Raw genomic sequence first — 16,631 nt, forward strand, 5'->3', positions numbered from 1 at the left:
GGAGTTGCTTAGTAAAAAGTGTAAACTAGTATAGAGGTTTCGTCAATTCTTCGGAGCCTTGTTCAAAGGTGAGATGAGCAGATGAAGGAGAAATCTTATATGAGATAAAAAAGACGACTGAGAGCATGATTATTTTGTATACTAGTAGTAATACTTTAGAAATGAGGGATTAGGATGTCGCAGTTAAAAGATCGTTTGATGGCAGATATAAAAACGGCAATGAAGGAAAAGGATCAGATGAAAAAAGGTGTGATCAATTTATTGCGTGCGGGTCTGCAAAATGAGGAGCTGGAATTAAAGCGTGAATTGACGGAAGAAGAGGAAATCAAGATCGTCCAGCGTGAACTCAAGCAAACGAAACAATCCCTTGAAGAAGCACAAAAAGCCAATCGTGAAGATATTGTGGAAGCAGAAAAAGCAAAAGTAGTAACCGTCGAATCCTATTTACCGAAGCAGATGAATGTGGATGAAGTGAAGGAACTGATCGGCACACTCGGTATTGCGAAAGACACGCCGATGGGGCAAGCGATCGGGACAGTGATGAAAGAAGTTGCCGGACGTGCGGAAGGTAAGACAGTTTCCCAGGCTGTAAAAGAATACTTGCAGAACTAAGGAACCTCTTTATACGAGACTACCTAGACGATGAGTTGACTTGTCGTCTAGGTATTTTTTTATTTCTTAAATGAAGCCTTCAATAAATACACTACGTCATATTCTTTTGCCTTCAATTCCTCCAAATACCCTTCCTTTTGTTCATAGAAATCTACAGATAAAGAGCTGGTTCCAACGCCCTCAGTTGTACTCGTGTGGATGATGCTGGCTAGAAGCATTTCTTCTGACAACGGCAAGCTTTCTTGTGGATTGGTACCCCAAAGCATTGCCAGGTTTTCTCCATTTGGCATCGTATCTTGAGTTTGTATTCCACTAAATCCATCTGTATCACCAACGTTTGTGAAAAAAAGTACTTGCTGGTCCGCTGTATGTACTACAGTGAACACAATGCCGCCGCTTGTTAATTTACCTGGCAGGGAGGTAGAAAATTGGCTAACCGGTTCGGCTGTTTTCTTCCCTTTTTCATATTTCTCCAACCAGATAGAGACGTCTTTGTACTTTTGGTCAGCGGTATAATCAAATACGAATGCTTGGTTAGATGTGGTCCCGAGTATTTGCTTTTCACGGTCTGTTAATTCAGGGATTGTCAGTTGATTCGTATCAGTGTTTGCACAAGCACCAAGAACTAGTAGGCAACTAAGGCACATCAAACCTACCCATTTTTTCATCGTCTAGTAACCTCCTTATTTTAGTTATATTTTTATAGTGTAGCAGTTTACTGAACTTTCCGTTACGTTTCTAAAATATATTTTCGTAGAAGTGAGATGTTTTCTGACTTCGTCTCGTTATACTGAATGAAATAGAAAAACGAGACGTGCGCATGGTCGTTTTATCTGTCTCTAAATAAAGCCTCCGGCGGATGTCAGGGATTTTGAAATTCAAAATCCCGACGCAATTACGCCGAGGTGTAATTGATTAAGGAGGCCGCTATGGAAGAGGATCTGCAGTGGGTGCGTGAAGTATTGGCTGGAAATAAGCAAGCTTATGCCCATATTATCAATAAATATAAAAATCCGTTATACGCGACAATTTTAAGAATGACGAGAAACCCGCAGGATGCACAGGACTTCGTGCAGGATGCATTTTTGAAAGTATATCATCAGTTGGGTAAATATAAAGAAACGGGATCGTTTTCCAGTTGGCTGTATCGAGTGGCGATCAATCATTGTATGGATGAGTTCCGTAAAAAACGGTACCACTCGACGCAAGTGGAACTCGGGGAAGAACAAGTAATAGACAGCAATCACCCGGAAGTCGTGTTTTTGAAAAAAGAGAAACATCGACAACTGGAACGTCTGCTTGCGACACTTCCAGAAGATGAGCGATTGATCATGCTATTGCGATATGCGAATGAGTTAAGTTATGACGAAATCAGTGAGCTGACAGATGTTCCGTTGTCTACTGTTCGCAATAAACTTCACCGCGCAAAGAAAAAAATGAGGGATACGGTGAAACGAGAAGGAGGATATTTTCATGAACTGTCCAACGATAGATGAATTATCTAAATATGTGGATGATTTATTAACGGAAAAGGAATCGGATCGGGTACAGGTGCATGTGGAAAACTGTTCACATTGTCAAGAAGTTGTAGCGGCGTTTTTGGAAGAGCAGAGATTTGTCGTGGAAACGCTCCAAAACCCTGAATTGCCGGATGATTTTGCGGATAACGTATTGGAACAGCTGGAACCGTATGAGCAAAAAACGTTCAGACGGAAAGCGCCTTGGAAAAAGGTGATGTTATCCGCTGCGGGTGTAGTGTTGGCTGTAGGTTTAAGCGCTGCGCTGAGTCCGAGTTTTGCTCAATTGATTGGAGGCTTCTTTTCAACTGAACAAGCGGATGAAGGGCTTCGTTTGGCAATGGAAGAGGGGCTAGCCGAACGAGTGGATCTGGCGGTAGAAGACCAAGGGGTTACATTGAAAGTGGAAGATGTAATGGCGGATTCCTCTCGGATTACTCTATCGTACCAAGTGTTGAAAAATGGAAAGACGAAAAACACGTATCTTGAGGAGGGGGACTCTGCAAATCGTGTCATCGCGCTCGATAGTAATGGAAATGAGATAGGTCAGCTTGGTTACAGTTGGTGGGATGGAGGCGATTATGGTGTATATGAATTTTCATTGCGTGATCAGGAGGAACTGGACCAGTTGACTGTCCGATTTGATATAGTTGAACTGAATGGAGTAAGAGGGAGTTGGAAGTTGGATGTTCCGATTGATCTGAAAGAGAAACGGCAATTGACCAAAACACTTGCATTGGAAGATGCCTCCATTACGACGAATGGTGTAAAAGTTGATTTGCAAAAAGCTCAAAAGGCACCTTCATCTACAGAGTTGTTTTATGAAACATCCTTTTCAGAAGAAGAACTCACGAGGGTTGAAAAGGCGAGAAATGATTTTGTGCTTCGATTCGGAGCGGAAAATGTAGAAGATCTTGTCTATCAGTACGAGACGGCGATCGCGTATCATTTGGAAGATGAGAGTGGAACAGCATTATATTCCTGGAATACGTGGACAGAAGAAAAAGGGCATGCTGTGGACACAGGTATGCTGCAAGGCACCAGCGAAAGATTGGGGACACTGGGACACCTAAAGTGGGTGAATTCATTTGTTCCGAAAAAAGAACAGCCTAATGTAGCGTTTGTGCTGGATGGCGTGTATAAAACGGAGCCGGTTGATTTCTCTGTTAAAATTCGGCCGAATGAGTTACGAAAGAAGCCATTTTCATTTGAGTTTGAGGGCAACCATTTGACTGTCGTCAAGGCGAAAAATGAAACAAACTTTTATTTACGTAAATCGCTGATGCCAATTGCGAAAGAAGAGACTTTTGTTATTGAGATGGAAGGCGGGAAAGAAGTGGGAGCCAGTGAGTTAGGCGGCTGGTTGATTACAGATGATAAAGGGAATGTTTACTCGTCGGGATTAAGTGGTTCTATATTGGATGAAAAAGACGAAAATGGAGACTTTAAGGTCGGGATGCAATTGACTCTGCCTAAATTGAAAGAAGTACCTGAGGAATTGATCTTGCACCTTTTCTCCGTAAAACGTTATGAGCCAGTGGTAGAACCGTGGAAAGTGCCTTTATATTAAAAAAATAGCCAGCTTGCTCCAATATCTTTTGGAGTGGGCTGGCTTTTTCTAAACAGAAGAAGTTAATTTTTTCTTTTTGATAAAGATGGGAGCAGAAATCAAGAGTACTATCGGTGCGAAACCGATATATGAAATAGGTGGGTTTCCGGCCAGACAATATAGAGAAACTGGCAACATGATGATTAAACAGGCGATTACAGTAGTCCAAGTTCGTTTGAAGATGAGAACCAGCAGAGCGATTGGCGATAGTAAGATTGAAGCCCAGATTATTAGCCCAACCAAGATACTTAGCAATGTACTCACTCCTTTGAAGTTGTATGATTTTCCTCAATTATACAGGTTATTAGGTTAGAATGGTGCGGTATGTAGCTGATTTGGTTCAGAGTGGCTTGAATAAGGTGCGGTCTGGAGGAGTTTTGGCTCGGTTCAGTTATACATTAGTGCGGTGTAAAGATACTTTGGTGCGAAATTTCTGCTTTTCTTGATTGACCACGTGAGAAAAGGGTGTCACTGAAGGATGTTTTATAAATTCAGAACAACTTCAATGCAGTGATCTATATCACTCTTCTAACATAAATTTTAAGCAGGAAAAAGTCGTCCGAAGTCGGTTGAAATGACTGTCAAAGACGACCTTTTACAGTTGATTTATCTGCTTGAACTTCAAGCATAAGAATGTAATCCGGCAATTACGAGATTGACGAATACTTGGTTGAATACAATTAGGCCAAAACCAATGATCGACATCCAGGCAGTTCGCTTACCTTCCCAACCTTGAGATGTTCGTAGATGTAAAAAAGCTGCATAAAACAACCAAGTAACGAGCGCCCAGACTTCTTTTGGATCCCATCCCCAAAAGCGCCCCCATGCCAGATGTGCCCAAATCATCGCAAATAATAAACCTCCTAGCGAGAACAAGGGGAAGCCTACAACGACAGCTCGGTACGATATTTCATCCATAACCGTAGAATTCACTTTCTTTGTTAATGGTTTTAGTAATTGTATTATTTTCTTTCTCGTTAGCATGCGAATTATCAGGTATAGAGCAGTGCCTATCAAAAATGCCCATAGAATGGTGTTGCTCTTTTTCGCATCCAGCATGTTGGAAATTTCTATGACTCCGATTGATTGTCCGCTATCTACAAGAACGGCATCTTGATTTACGATAAGCGCAGGCATAATATATGCAGCGTTCTCTACTTCCTGTTCTCTATTTTCAAACTGAATGAGTTTTTCTTCCGAGGTGAACGAAAAAAACATTGAACTCGAAATAAATCCTATTAACACGACTAGACAATACATAACGAATTCCAAGCTTCTCGTATGAACTGTCTGCGTCTCGACATCCAGAGTACGCAACAAGTAAATAATACCTGTTGCAAACGCTATTGAGAGGATTGCGCTAGAAAAAGCGACAGTAATCACATGTATAGATAACCAATTACTCTGGAGAGCGGGGATTAGAGGTGAAGCATCTCTCGTGAAAACTCCGCCAAATCCCATGATAATCAACGAGAACGGAATTGAAAATAATACAACCACAATTTGTTTGTATAGCTGGTAGAGTAGTAATGCGCTTGCTAGGAGCATGATGCCGAAGAATGTCATAAACTCGTACATATTGCTAACTGGTGCGTGACCGATTGCAAGCCATCTAAGCGCAAAATAAGTCAGTTGCAGTAATAAGGCTGCGATCGTTAAACTCATGCCTAGTCGTTTCGTCCGCTTGTTTTTTGTGGTAACCGAAAGCGCAACGGGAACGATAGCGACTAGTAAGAAGATGAACGCCACACACAGCGATTGATTGCTTATTGTCATTAGACTTTCCGTATTCATATAGTAACCTCCCGTATACCGTAACGTACTAATGAAAATAACTCAGGTACGATCAAACCTCATTATAGTCATGGTAGAATGGTTTCGGGCGATTTTATCATGATCGTCTACAAATACATCTTGAACGTAACTACTAAAGACATAAACAGCAAAATATAGAGGTGATAAAATGACAACTTTGTTTTTCCTCTTTGGTTTATTCAATTTCTTTATCATATATGGGTCTCTGTTTTATATTATGAATTTACAATTAACGATAAAGCGATTGATTTTATGCTTGGTTGTTAACACATTTGTCACCGTTTTGGCCGCTATCTATCCACAGTCACTTTGGCTTTCAATGGTTGTCAGTGTCGTTTTAATTGGCGGACTATTTTTCTTGTTTTCTAGACAGCAAATGGTCTTTTTTCATTTACTCTTTATCCATCTTTGCAGCATTCTAGCAGAATATACTGCTCTATTTTTAGTGTATACCTTTCATTTATCGCTAGTCACTCATATTGGGTTAATCGTGGTGCAAATTGCTGCGATTGTTGTGGTGTACAAAAAGTTTTTAACTCACTACGAACATCGAATTATTCTATCTAAGAGTTCTCAATTGGTATTATTACTCGTTGCGGTTAGTACCAGCATAGTCTTTTATGTTTTGGTGTTTTTGCCTGCAGAAAAAGACGATATCCAAATTTCTGCAACGAATTTAGTAATTCTGCTTTTTTATTTTGTGATTATGATAAGCCTTACCAGAATTGTTTTACATACGATGGTGAAAGATCAAGACATAAACGAAAAGCTAATAGAGCAGCAACAGTTCACTCAATACATGAAATCACTTGAACAAGTGAATCGAGACATGCAGATTTTCCGACACGACCACGCAAATATACTGCTTTCATTGCGTGGCTATATTGAAAATGAAGATGTAACAGGGCTAAGAAAATATTTTGAGGAACAAATTATAAAAGCAGAGCAACGAACCTTGTTTAAAAATCAATTGTTTAGCCAGCTCGACCGTTTACAGATAATTGAATTAAAAGGACTGATTTCCACCAAATTATTGCTTGCTGATGAATCGTCGATACCTATTTCTGTAGAGGTTCCAGATGTGATTGAAGATATATCTATGAATCGTCTTCATCTGTCGCGAGTTTTGGGAATTCTCTTGGATAATGCAATCGAGGCATCGACCGCTTTAGACTCTCCTCAAATTAACTTGGCTTTTCTATCCGTGAATAACCAGGTCGTCATCGTGATCGAGAATAGACTGTCAGATAGCGAGATGAATATTCAACAAATATTTGCAGAGTGGTATTCAACGAAAGGGGAAGATAGAGGAATGGGCTTGTCTTCCGCTAGGAAAATCTTATCCGATTATCCGAATATTACTTGGAATACGCGTGTTGAAAACCAATGGTTTATTCATGAAATTATGATCGCAGGGAGGGATATGAGTGCGGGTTATCATATGTGAAGACAATCCAGTTCAGAAAGAGTTTATCTACAAAGAAATTATGAACTATGCAAGTTTTCACGAACCAAGTATTGAAGTGGTCTTGTGTACAAGCACGCCGGACGACGTACTAACTTATCTTGATCATTATCAGGCTGACTGTTACTTTCTGGATATTGAGTTGGATCATCATCTGGATGGGATGGACTTGGCCGTAACTATTCGGAAAAAAGATCCGTTAGCCACTATTATTTTTATTACAACTCATGCGGATCGTTTGAAACTTACATTTACTTATAAATTGGCAGCACTTGATTTCATTGTGAAAGATACACCCAATCAAATCGCCTCACAAGTTAAAGAAGCATTAGAGAGCGCATTTGTAAAATACACGCAACTTGGTGAAGTGGACTCATCAGAAGTTATTCAAATAAAAATTGGGGAGCGCATTAAAAATATAAGGCTTCAGGATATTTATTATTTCGAAACCTCTACGATTCCACATAAGATTACCGTATATGAGAAGAATGGATATTATGAGTTTTACGGCAGATTAAAAGATTTTGAAGAAGCGAGCACTTCTTTTTATCGGTGTCATAAGAGCCTTCTGATTAATCTGCAACATGTAAATGAATTGGATAAAAAGAAACGTACAGTTACGATGACAAATGGTGCTATCTGTGACATTTCGTTTCGAGCATCCGGGGAATTGCAAAGAAGAATAAGAGACTAGTGCTGATTGTGATGTGAATATTAATTTATTTGTTAAACTGACCAACCATAGAGCTATCCGAGAAGTCATTTTTATCTCGGATGGTTCTTTTTTTATTGGAAAACTATAAAATTAATAAATTGATCGTATTTATAATACGGACGCTGAGTATACAGTTTAAGTTAACATTAACAGATAATTATTTAAACATTGAATCTTTACTATTACGTAAAATATGATAAAGTAAAAAGAGTAGAGCTAGCTTTTCGAATAACTAAATAGCAAGTTAATGAAAAATTGGAGTGAACATTTTGGTGAAAATTAGTGTAATGGAAAAAGAAAAACAACAACAGGGAATCATGGAAATACCACAATGGTGGACATGTCCAGAAGGGCATGAAGAGTTACAGAAAGCAGCACATGTACTAGGAGAAAAAGAACTGTTGCCCCGTGCGCTCGTTTCAGATCAAGAGAGAAAGTATCCACGCGAAAGTTTACGTGAGGTTGCGAAAGCTGGCTATTCAGCAGTTACCATACCGGTTGAGGCGGGTGGTCTTGAAGATGGATTCACAGCATTTGCAGTACTTTCGGAAGTTTTTGCACAGTATTGCCCATCCACTACGATGTGTTGGGTGATGCACATGACAACTGCTCATACAATCTACGAGGCTGGAACTGAAGAACAGCGTCAGCGTTTGTTACCGCGCTTGCAGGCTGGACATGTCGGAGGATTGGCGTTTAGTGAAAAAGCAACTGGTGGACACTTCTGGAACGTTGGCAGTGAGGCGAAACGGAATGAAAGCGGTTACTCGTTGGATGCAGAAAAATCTTTCGTGACGAGCGGGGGAGAAGCGGACTTTTATTTGGTTGCGACTACTTCTCCTGAAACAAACGATCCGGATAATCTGATGTTTTTATTAGTCGAAAACGATCAAAAAGGTGTGGAAGCTTTCCCATTTGATGCAATGGGTTTACGTGGAAATGCTAGCGGGCCGATGAACTTTAAGGAAGTTCAAGTCTCTCTTGAGAACCGTATTGGTGGCGAAGGCGGTATGGGTTATTTCAACGACAACACGATCGATCCTTTATTCTTACTAGGTTCAGCGGCGTGCTGGGTAGGGATCGCTCAAGGCGCATTGAATATGGCCATCAACGGAGCAAAGCGTACCGTTCACGCGGATACAGGTTCTTCCGTGGCTGATTATCAAGTAATTCGTCATGAGCTGGCTAAGGCGCAAATCAAGATCGATAGTGCGCGCAGCATGTTGTATCGAACAGCGGAGGCAATGGATCGCTGTCAGAAGGAAGGCCGAGAGTTATCAGAATGCTTATATCCATTATGGCAGCTGAAGACACATGCAGCAGATATGGTCATTGACGTGACAAATGCAGCGTTGCAAGTGTCTGGCGGTCGGGGTTATATGACGGGACAAGTGGAAAAATTTGTGCGGGATGGACGCGCGGGTGCAATTATGGGCCCAACTAATGAAGTATTGCGTGAGTGGGTCGGACGTACGTTAATTGAAGTTCCTTGGCTGGATTGAAGTTAGAATCTTATAGCATTCTATAACCCTATTTATGCAAGCCAGAAGACAGTATCGCGCAAGTATAACTTAAGCATAATTAAAAACAGGCAAAGGCAGTGTGTTCACTGCTTTTGCCTGTTTTATGATCCACCATTAATCTGTACAAACTATCAATTTACATTAAATAAAGGGTAAAATACAGAGTAAAATTACTAAGAATCAGTAGGAGGCAATGGATGAAAATTCTTATAGCGGAAAGAGATGAACTTGAACGAAAAGGGATCAGATGGGTTTTATTATCAAACCAGATTTTAATAACGCAATTAAAAGAAACGGACAATGAAGAAGAGTGTCTTGATATTCTTTTCGATTGGAAGCCGGATATTTTAATTGTAGAACTTGAGATGCTTACCCATTCACGAAAACAATTAACAAATTTACTGAGGGAATTGGAGATAAAGACAATTGTCCATACGCATCATAAAACATTTGAAGCAGCTGAGCAGTCATTAAATATGAAGGCGGAGGCTTTGTTTATAAAGCCCTATGATACAAACGAATGGTTACATACGATGAAAAATACAGTAATTAATTCACATAAAAAAACTAGTGAAGACAAAGAAAACTTTATCCATCATGGATGGGCATACGACCTTTTATTTGGAAGAGTATTCAACGACTCACTCATTTTGGACCAAGTCCGAACTTGGGGCTATCAACAAATTCCCACACTGGTTGTAGCCCTTAGCCTTGATAAGTCAAATCAAGGAGAAGTGGATCTGACTAAGTTAGTCCATTTTATCAATAGTGAATTTCAATCTTACCGCCCTTTTGTGCTAATCGTTGAAGATCATCTCGTCTTGTTATTTAGTGGAGAATATTTGGCTTCTGATCAAGAGCCAATTCATTCGTTAAGACGAATATTAGTGTACTTTTGCCAAAAAGCGAAAAGTGAAAGAGGTCTTTCCTTTTCTGCAAGTATAGGGAGATGGTATAACAACCCGAAGATGGTACACCAATCGTATTGGGAAGCAAAACGTGCCCTGTTACGCCGATTCTACTTTGGAGGGAATCACGTATTTCCTCCGATTGAAAACTTAGTTTTAACCGAAATAGATCCCTTTCTTTCCCCTGAGGAAAGCGATGAATTTATGAAGCACTTGCGGAATATTGATCGTGAGATGCTGAAAAATTGGCTTAATGATCAGGTAAATAACTATTCAATAACAGAAGAAAGTTTCCCGGATTCTGAAAATGTCCGTATTCGATTAACAAATATTCTATCTCATATAAGACGCTTCATGTTAGAAAAAGTATATCTGCTTGAAGAAGAACATCTTTATAAAAAATTATTTAACAATATATTATCAGGCGAAGTATTATTTGACATTATTCATAATATACTATCGTTTTGTTACCGATTATGCGATCAAGTCGAAAAAGAAGAAACTTCCTATAATTCTATTCTAATAAAAAAGGCTATTCAATATATCAACGAAAATTATGCTACTTCAATTACTCTTGAAGATATTTCGGCTTTTGTAAACCGAAATAGCCAGTATTTCAGTTCGATGTTTAGAAAACAGATGGGCTGTACATTTACAGATTATTTACAAAGGAAACGTATTAAAGAGGCCCAAGTGCTTCTTATGGGAACTACGATGACGGTTTCTGAAATAGCCGAACAAGTAGGATTTACAGACCCGGGCTATTTTAGTAGGGTCTTTAAAAAAGTCATAGGCTATTCTCCGAGCTTTTGGAGGACACATAATAATCCTACTATCTAAAATCTGTCCATATAAACTGGATAGATTTTTCTTTTTGTCGTCTAATTATTTTATATTTTCCTAAAGTTATATATATTGTCCATAGCGTGGTAGGTTGCAAAAAGAGTAGGATTAATCTAACGAACAAAGAAAGCGCTTTCTGTTAGGTTGTTAGTGATTAAAGGAGGTGGTCCAGCTACAGGATTGTTGCAATAAGAAGCTTGTGAACTCAATTTATTCCATAAATATCATATACACTTAGGAGGAAAATACATGAATTATTCACCAAAGAAAGGCGAACATCACGGTTTGCCATATGACCCTTTTAAAAGTAGTGCTATACCGCGCCCGATCGGATGGCTTTCAACTCAATCAAAAGATGGAGTAGACAATCTGGCGCCTTACAGTCAATATCAAAATCTTACGTGGGACCCGCCGATGGTTATGTTTGCGGCTAATCAGTCGATATTAGGCGGAAGAAAAGATACCGTCCGGAATGCTGAGGAAACGGGCTGGTTTGTTTGGAACATGGCTACCTGGGATTTACGTGAAGCAGTGAATATTTCCGCAAAGGCTTCTACAGATGACGTTGACGAATTTGAAGCAGCAGGAGTAGCAAAGGAAAGTTGTATTGAAGCACCTGGTGCACGTGTGGCCGGATCACCGGTCCAATTTGAATGTGAGTATGTACAGACGATTAGAATACCAACTGGTAATGAAGTCTCCACAGTAGATCTTGTTATCGGACGAGTAGCCCACGTGCATATCGCTGATGACATCATTCTTCCAAATGGAAAACTGGATATCTTGAAAATAAAACCGATCGCACGTCTAGGATACTATGATTATACTGTGATCAATGAAATATTTGAAATGAAGGCACCAGCTGCCTCAGCAGAGGAGTTAGCCGGTTTAGAGGGGAAAAATGTATAAAACGAACAGTATATTCTATTGAATTTTGAGATCAGAGACATAAGGCTATGTTGAGTAAAAACTGCACATACCTTGTGTCTTTTATATCTTGAACTTGCCAATAATATTTTTTTGCCAAGAGAATTTCGAAATTTTAAAAAGCTGTTTACAAAAAAGGAGGTAACATACTGTGCCAAATCTTCAAACAACAAATGTAGAAGAGAATCCTAAGCTTCAAGAACAAACCATGAGTAATGTGCCCAATATCTTAAAGTTTGTCGGCTTTAGTTTGATTGGAATATTTATTTTTTTCGCTCCAATCAAAGTTGATGGAACATCATCCATTCCTCTTGATCACATAGTTACATGGATCAACACAACTTTTCCATCTCTTACTCCGATATACGCTTTACTTGTTATATTAGGAGGAGTGATCTATCCATTTGCAACAAAAACGTGGAATAAAAGCACATTTAATTTAGTTTTTACATTACTGAAGATAATAGGTTTAGCAGTAGGAATTATCATCTATTCAAAACGAGGTCCTGATTGGTTAATGAATGAACATGTAGGACCGTTCCTATTTGATTCACTAGTAGTCCCTGTCGGTATAATGGTTCCGTTGGGCGGGGTTTTTTTAGCTTTATTACTGGGTTATGGACTTTTTGAGTTTGTTGGAGTTCTTTTTCAACGGGTTATGAGACCGATATGGAAAACTCCGGGACGTTCTGCTGTAAGCGCTATGGCATCCTTCGTTGCAAGCTTTGCTGTAGGTTTATTAATTACAAATCGAGAGTTTAAAGAAGGTAAGTATACAATAAAGCAAGCTGTTATCATTGCAACTGGGTTTTCAACTGTAACTGTTTCTTTCATGATTATTGTTGCTAAAACATTGGATCTTATGAGTGTTTGGAATTTGTATTTTTTTGTGACGGCCTTTGTAACATTTTTCGTGACGGCTATTACCGTAAGGATTTGGCCGATCAGTAAGTTACCAGATGAATATTATAACGGTATGACAGGGGAACCGGAAACACTTATCACGGGTAACTATCTACAGAATGCTTGGAAACAAGCAATGGAAGCTTCTAATAATGCACCAAATTTCGGAAAGAACCTTTGGGTGAATTTACGTGATGGTATGGTCATGACGATGAATATGTTACCGACTATCTTATCTATTGGCTTAATCGGAATACTATTGGCAGAGTATACACCCATTTTTGATTTTCTAGGATATATTTTCTATCCATTTACTGCTTTAGTGCAATTGCCGGATGCATTCCTAGTTGCTAAAGCGGCTGCCATTGGTGTCACCGAAATGTTTCTACCGGCATTATTAGTCGTTGAGGCGGCAATCGTATCAAAATTTGTCGTTGCTGTCGTCTGTGTATCATCCATTATATTTTTCTCGGCGAGTATCCCTAGTATTTTGTCTACAGAGATTCCAATCAGTATTCCGAAGCTTCTTGTTATTTGGGTACAACGTACAATTTTAAGTATTCTTGTTGCTACACCACTGGCCTATCTTTTATTATGAGATAGACATAAAGGACATAGTGCCCTCACTACTTTTTACAAGGTTTACTGTACATTAATAAAAAACGAGGCTGTCCTGAAAGTCATTTCTGACCTCCGGGACAGCCTCGTGCTTATGTGAAGTAAAATGCAAGAGGGGGAATCCTGTCATTACATCACGTAGCATCCATTAGGAATTATTGTTTTTGTTTGAGTTATTGTTGTTTTGTCTAGCGCGAGCTTCTCCGCCTTTTTGGCCGATTTCCTCGTAGAATTCTTTGTCATGGTTTCGAGCAGTGGCTTCTCCGCCCTTGCGTCCGATTTCTTCATAGAACTCATGGCCATGATTTTTAGCTGTTGTTTCTCCGCCTTTTTGACCTGCTTCTTCAAGGGACATTTTGCTACGGTTGTTTTGGTTCTCCTGGTTGTTGTTACGTTTTGCCATAATGAAAATCTCTCCTCGTTTTTTAGTATTGTTCGTTACATCCTCTGTATAGCCCGCTCACATGATTTTAAACTTTTTAACTTTGAATCGATCACTAGGAATGGCTTGCTAGGTAACTGAAACAACCTGGGATCTCTGAGCTGGTTGAGGATCAAAAAAATAAAATTAATTTAGTAAATTGTTCTCCTGCAAGAAGGTTTCCGCCACTTCCTTTGCACTTATCTCTTCTACGTTCACCTGATAATTCATCTCACGCATTTCGTCATCAGTCACGAGACCCGCGAGTGAATCGAGTACCTTCTGCAATTCAGGATATTGTTCGAGCGTCTCTTTCCGTAACAGGGGAGCTCCTTGGTAAGGAGGGAATAACTCTTTGTCATCTTCCAGTACCGTTAAATCATATTCTCGAAGCTCACTATCCGTAGAGTAAGCGTCCATCAAATTAATTTCTCCTGCTTCTATCGCTTGATAGCGCAATTTCGGCTCCATTTTTTGGACGGAAGGGAATGTCAGACCGTAGAGCTTTTGGATGCCTAAGTAGCCATCTTCTCGGTCATTGAATTCTAAAGTGAATCCAGCTTTTACGGCTTGTTCAACAGCAGCGAGATCTGATAGGGTCTCTAGATTATATTGCCGCTGGAAAGTTTTTGAAACGGCAAGCGTATACGTATTGTTATAAGACATAGGTGATAATAATACTAGGTCAAATTGATCTTCCAATCCCTTTTTCGCTTGCCGATACACTTCCTCGCGATCATTACTGGCCGCTTCCTCTTTCAAGAACTCAGATAAGGCTGTACCTGTGAATTCAGGATAGAGATCGATGCTTCCCGACTGTAAAGCATTGAAGACGAATGAAGTTTTCCCAAGTCCGGGTTTTAATTCGACTGTCAGTTCGGTCTGATCCTCGATGAGCAGTTTGTACATATTAATGAGAATCTCAGGCTCAGCACCAAGTTTTGCACCTATTACGAGTTGGTTTTTAGAACTTCCACCAATCAAAGGTGCAGCGACCATTAGGATTGCCGCTACGGTAAATGCCGCAAAGGCGATGATGGCTTTTTTGAATGAAAGGCCTTCAAATATCTTCAGTAAATAATCGAAAAATAATGCCAGCAGAGCAGCGGGGATTGCACCAAGCACAATAAGCGAAGGATTATTCCGATCAATCCCAAGCAGGATCAAATCACCGAGACCGCCTGCTCCAATCAACGCCGCAAGTGTTGCCGTTCCGACAATCAGTACCATGGAAGTACGTATCCCCGCCATCATTACAGGCATAGCAAGAGGCAACTCGACTTTCATCAAGCGTTTCCATGTATTCATACCCATTGCAGTGGCCGCTTCCTTCAATGAAGGATCGACTTCCTTAATACCCGTGTATGTATTACGTAAAATCGGTAGCAAGGCATAGGCAACCAATGCAATGATTGCCGGTACTTTCCCGATACCAAATAAGGGGATGAGAAGACCAAGCAAGGCAAGTGAAGGTATTGTCTGCAGTACGGCACTTGCTCCGATGACCGTTTCCGCTATTTTTCGTTGATTGGTTAAATAGATACCGATAGGAATAGCGATTACTACCGCAAACAATAAGGAAATCAATGAGATTTGAATATGTTCCAAAAGAGCTTCCAGCAATTGACCGCGCCGATCTTGGAATACTTCCATGAAATTATTCATTCGGCACCGTCCCTTCAAGTGATTGTTCCGCTAAAAAGCGGAGGATGCCTTCTCTCGTGATAAAACCGACAATCTGTCCTTCCTTCTCAATCGCTATTCGTTCATTAGAAGCTAATGATTGCACCAGAGACCCCCACTCGCTATCGAAGGGCAGATTGGAGTGAGCAGAAAAACCATCTGGAACTGGCTCCAAATTTTCCACAATAGAAAACTTCCTTGCTACAGCCGTCGCAGTAAATTCTTGGACAAATGGAGAAGCGGGACGCGTTAGTATTTCTTGCGGAGTAGCCACCTGTTCGATTTTTCCATCATTCATAATGCACACACGATCACCCAATTTAAAAGCTTCCTGCAAGTCATGCGTCACAAAAACAATAGTCTTTTGAATAGTGCGCTGTAGATCCAAGATATCATCTTGTAACTTAACGCGACTGATTGGATCAAGAGCGCTAAATGGCTCGTCCATTAATAAAATGTCTGGATCTGCAGCCAATGCTCGTATCACACCTACTCGCTGTTGCTGGCCTCCTGACAGTTCTTGTGGCTGGCGATCACGGTAGATGTGAGGGTCAAGTCCGACCATTTTCAGTAATTCTGTCACTCGCTGCTGTACTTGCTCTTTTTTCCATCTTTTTAACTCGGGAACGATTGCAATATTTTCCTCTATGGTCATATGCGGAAAGAGCGCGATCTGTTGTAAAACATAGCCGATTTGCCAGCGAAGTTCGTGGATCGGGTAGTCGCTGATTCGTTTGTCATCGAGCCAAATTGTTCCCTTTGTGAGCGGGATCAAGCGATTGATCATCTTAAGGGTCGTTGTTTTTCCGCAGCCGCTTGGACCAACCAGAACAAGAAACTCTCCCCGCTCGATCTGCAGATTGAGAGAATCTACTACTAAACGCTCGCCATCATAAGTTTTCGAAACATTTTCAAATCGAATCATCTGTATCACTCCTTCAATATTTCGATTTTCACATAATGAAATGTGAATAGGAAATTATATCCCTTACCATTCGCTGTTTTTCAACTTAACGAATTGTAATGTCCAGTTCATCCTCCGTTCATCTTCGCTGGGTAAGATAAGAGCATA

The 16,631-nt window shown here is 40.2% G+C and carries 15 protein-coding genes; 10 read left to right on the forward strand and 5 right to left on the reverse strand.

Features of this window, described 5'->3' with window-relative positions; all coding sequences use genetic code 11:
* Positions 1-174: 174 nt before the first annotated feature.
* Positions 175-612 (forward strand): GatB/YqeY domain-containing protein, encoded by a 438-nt coding sequence (locus MKY93_RS00915; protein ID WP_340757928.1) that lies wholly within the window; start codon positions 175-177, stop codon positions 610-612.
* Between the two features lie 59 nt (positions 613-671).
* On the opposite strand, the gene MKY93_RS00920 is transcribed toward MKY93_RS00915, so the two are convergent.
* Positions 672-1,280 carry a hypothetical protein gene (locus MKY93_RS00920; RefSeq protein ID WP_009766585.1) on the reverse strand — a complete coding sequence of 203 codons (609 nt, stop codon included), beginning with the start codon at positions 1,278-1,280 and terminating at the stop codon, positions 672-674.
* Positions 1,281-1,541: 261 nt separating this feature from the next.
* Here MKY93_RS00920 and MKY93_RS00925 point away from each other — a divergent pair, with 261 nt between their 5' ends.
* The 3 genes from MKY93_RS00925 (at position 1,542) to MKY93_RS00935 (ending at position 4,051) form a co-directional block, all read left to right on the forward strand.
* The gene (locus MKY93_RS00925) at positions 1,542-2,108 is read left to right on the forward strand and encodes an RNA polymerase sigma factor (RefSeq protein WP_040758683.1); all 567 of its coding nucleotides are present in this window, start codon (positions 1,542-1,544) and stop codon (positions 2,106-2,108) included.
* Positions 2,086-3,699 carry a DUF4179 domain-containing protein gene (locus tag MKY93_RS00930; protein ID WP_009766583.1) on the forward strand — a complete coding sequence of 538 codons (1,614 nt, stop codon included), beginning with the start codon at positions 2,086-2,088 and terminating at the stop codon, positions 3,697-3,699. Before MKY93_RS00925 ends, MKY93_RS00930 begins: the two co-directional genes overlap by 23 nt.
* Positions 3,700-3,784: 85 nt before the next feature.
* On the forward strand, positions 3,785-4,051 hold the full coding sequence (locus MKY93_RS00935) for a hypothetical protein (RefSeq protein WP_009766582.1): 267 nt from the start codon (positions 3,785-3,787) through the stop codon (positions 4,049-4,051).
* 308 nt (positions 4,052-4,359) lie between these two features.
* Here the strand turns inward: MKY93_RS00935 and ccsB are convergent, their stop codons facing one another.
* A complete protein-coding gene (gene ccsB / locus MKY93_RS00940) occupies positions 4,360-5,532 on the reverse strand; it encodes a c-type cytochrome biogenesis protein CcsB (RefSeq protein ID WP_078817627.1) in 1,173 nt (390 codons plus the stop codon).
* A 169-nt stretch (positions 5,533-5,701) separates the two neighbouring features.
* On the opposite strand from ccsB, the gene MKY93_RS00945 reads away from it, so the two are divergent.
* The 6 genes from MKY93_RS00945 to MKY93_RS00970 all read left to right on the forward strand — a co-directional run bounded on the left by MKY93_RS00945 (position 5,702) and on the right by MKY93_RS00970 (position 13,435).
* Positions 5,702-7,000, forward strand: a complete 1,299-nt coding sequence (locus tag MKY93_RS00945; protein WP_078817626.1) for a sensor histidine kinase — start codon at positions 5,702-5,704, stop codon at positions 6,998-7,000.
* Entirely contained in the window at positions 6,981-7,712 is a 732-nt protein-coding gene (locus tag MKY93_RS00950) for a LytR/AlgR family response regulator transcription factor (RefSeq protein WP_078817625.1), read from the forward strand. The genes MKY93_RS00945 and MKY93_RS00950 overlap by 20 nt, the downstream gene beginning before the upstream one ends.
* A 293-nt stretch (positions 7,713-8,005) precedes the next feature.
* Positions 8,006-9,235: an acyl-CoA dehydrogenase family protein gene (locus MKY93_RS00955; protein ID WP_245799492.1), complete on the forward strand. Its 1,230-nt coding sequence runs from the start codon at positions 8,006-8,008 to the stop codon at positions 9,233-9,235.
* A gap of 218 nt (positions 9,236-9,453) precedes the next feature.
* Positions 9,454-11,004: a helix-turn-helix domain-containing protein gene (locus MKY93_RS00960; RefSeq protein WP_340757929.1), complete on the forward strand. Its 1,551-nt coding sequence runs from the start codon at positions 9,454-9,456 to the stop codon at positions 11,002-11,004.
* Between the two features lie 252 nt (positions 11,005-11,256).
* A complete protein-coding gene (locus tag MKY93_RS00965; RefSeq protein ID WP_009766575.1) occupies positions 11,257-11,916 on the forward strand; it encodes a flavin reductase family protein in 660 nt (219 codons plus the stop codon).
* Between the two features lie 169 nt (positions 11,917-12,085).
* Entirely contained in the window at positions 12,086-13,435 is a 1,350-nt protein-coding gene (locus MKY93_RS00970) for a YjiH family protein (RefSeq protein ID WP_009766574.1), read from the forward strand.
* 168 nt (positions 13,436-13,603) lie between these two features.
* Here MKY93_RS00970 and MKY93_RS00975 read toward each other — a convergent pair whose 3' ends face one another.
* From MKY93_RS00975 to MKY93_RS00985, 3 genes are all read right to left on the reverse strand, one after another.
* Positions 13,604-13,858 carry a KGG domain-containing protein gene (locus tag MKY93_RS00975; RefSeq protein WP_009766573.1) on the reverse strand — a complete coding sequence of 85 codons (255 nt, stop codon included), beginning with the start codon at positions 13,856-13,858 and terminating at the stop codon, positions 13,604-13,606.
* Between the two features lie 165 nt (positions 13,859-14,023).
* On the reverse strand, positions 14,024-15,541 hold the full coding sequence (locus MKY93_RS00980) for an ABC transporter permease/substrate-binding protein (RefSeq protein WP_340757930.1): 1,518 nt from the start codon (positions 15,539-15,541) through the stop codon (positions 14,024-14,026).
* On the reverse strand, positions 15,534-16,484 hold the full coding sequence (locus tag MKY93_RS00985; protein WP_340757931.1) for an ABC transporter ATP-binding protein: 951 nt from the start codon (positions 16,482-16,484) through the stop codon (positions 15,534-15,536). Before MKY93_RS00985 ends, MKY93_RS00980 begins: the two co-directional genes overlap by 8 nt.
* Between the last annotated feature and the right edge of the window lie 147 nt (positions 16,485-16,631).

Origin of the sequence: Sporosarcina sp. FSL W7-1283, assembly GCF_038003105.1 — a bacterium.
GTDB lineage: Bacteria > Bacillota > Bacilli > Bacillales_A > Planococcaceae > Sporosarcina > Sporosarcina newyorkensis.

Bases quoted from the DNA above. Each gene is read 5' to 3' on its own strand.
- MKY93_RS00915 (WP_340757928.1), top strand. From the start codon at position 175: ATGTCGCAGTTAAAAGATCGTTTGATGGCAGATATAAAAACGGCAATG.
- MKY93_RS00920 (WP_009766585.1), bottom strand. From the start codon at position 1,280: ATGAAAAAATGGGTAGGTTTGATGTGCCTTAGTTGCCTACTAGTTCTT.
- MKY93_RS00925 (WP_040758683.1), top strand. From the start codon at position 1,542: ATGGAAGAGGATCTGCAGTGGGTGCGTGAAGTATTGGCTGGAAATAAG.
- MKY93_RS00930 (WP_009766583.1), top strand. From the start codon at position 2,086: ATGAACTGTCCAACGATAGATGAATTATCTAAATATGTGGATGATTTA.
- MKY93_RS00935 (WP_009766582.1), top strand. From the start codon at position 3,785: ATGGGAGCAGAAATCAAGAGTACTATCGGTGCGAAACCGATATATGAA.
- ccsB (WP_078817627.1), bottom strand. From the start codon at position 5,532: ATGAATACGGAAAGTCTAATGACAATAAGCAATCAATCGCTGTGTGTG.
- MKY93_RS00945 (WP_078817626.1), top strand. From the start codon at position 5,702: ATGACAACTTTGTTTTTCCTCTTTGGTTTATTCAATTTCTTTATCATA.
- MKY93_RS00960 (WP_340757929.1), top strand. From the start codon at position 9,454: ATGAAAATTCTTATAGCGGAAAGAGATGAACTTGAACGAAAAGGGATC.
- MKY93_RS00965 (WP_009766575.1), top strand. From the start codon at position 11,257: ATGAATTATTCACCAAAGAAAGGCGAACATCACGGTTTGCCATATGAC.
- MKY93_RS00975 (WP_009766573.1), bottom strand. From the start codon at position 13,858: ATGGCAAAACGTAACAACAACCAGGAGAACCAAAACAACCGTAGCAAA.
- MKY93_RS00980 (WP_340757930.1), bottom strand. From the start codon at position 15,541: ATGAATAATTTCATGGAAGTATTCCAAGATCGGCGCGGTCAATTGCTG.
- MKY93_RS00985 (WP_340757931.1), bottom strand. From the start codon at position 16,484: ATGATTCGATTTGAAAATGTTTCGAAAACTTATGATGGCGAGCGTTTA.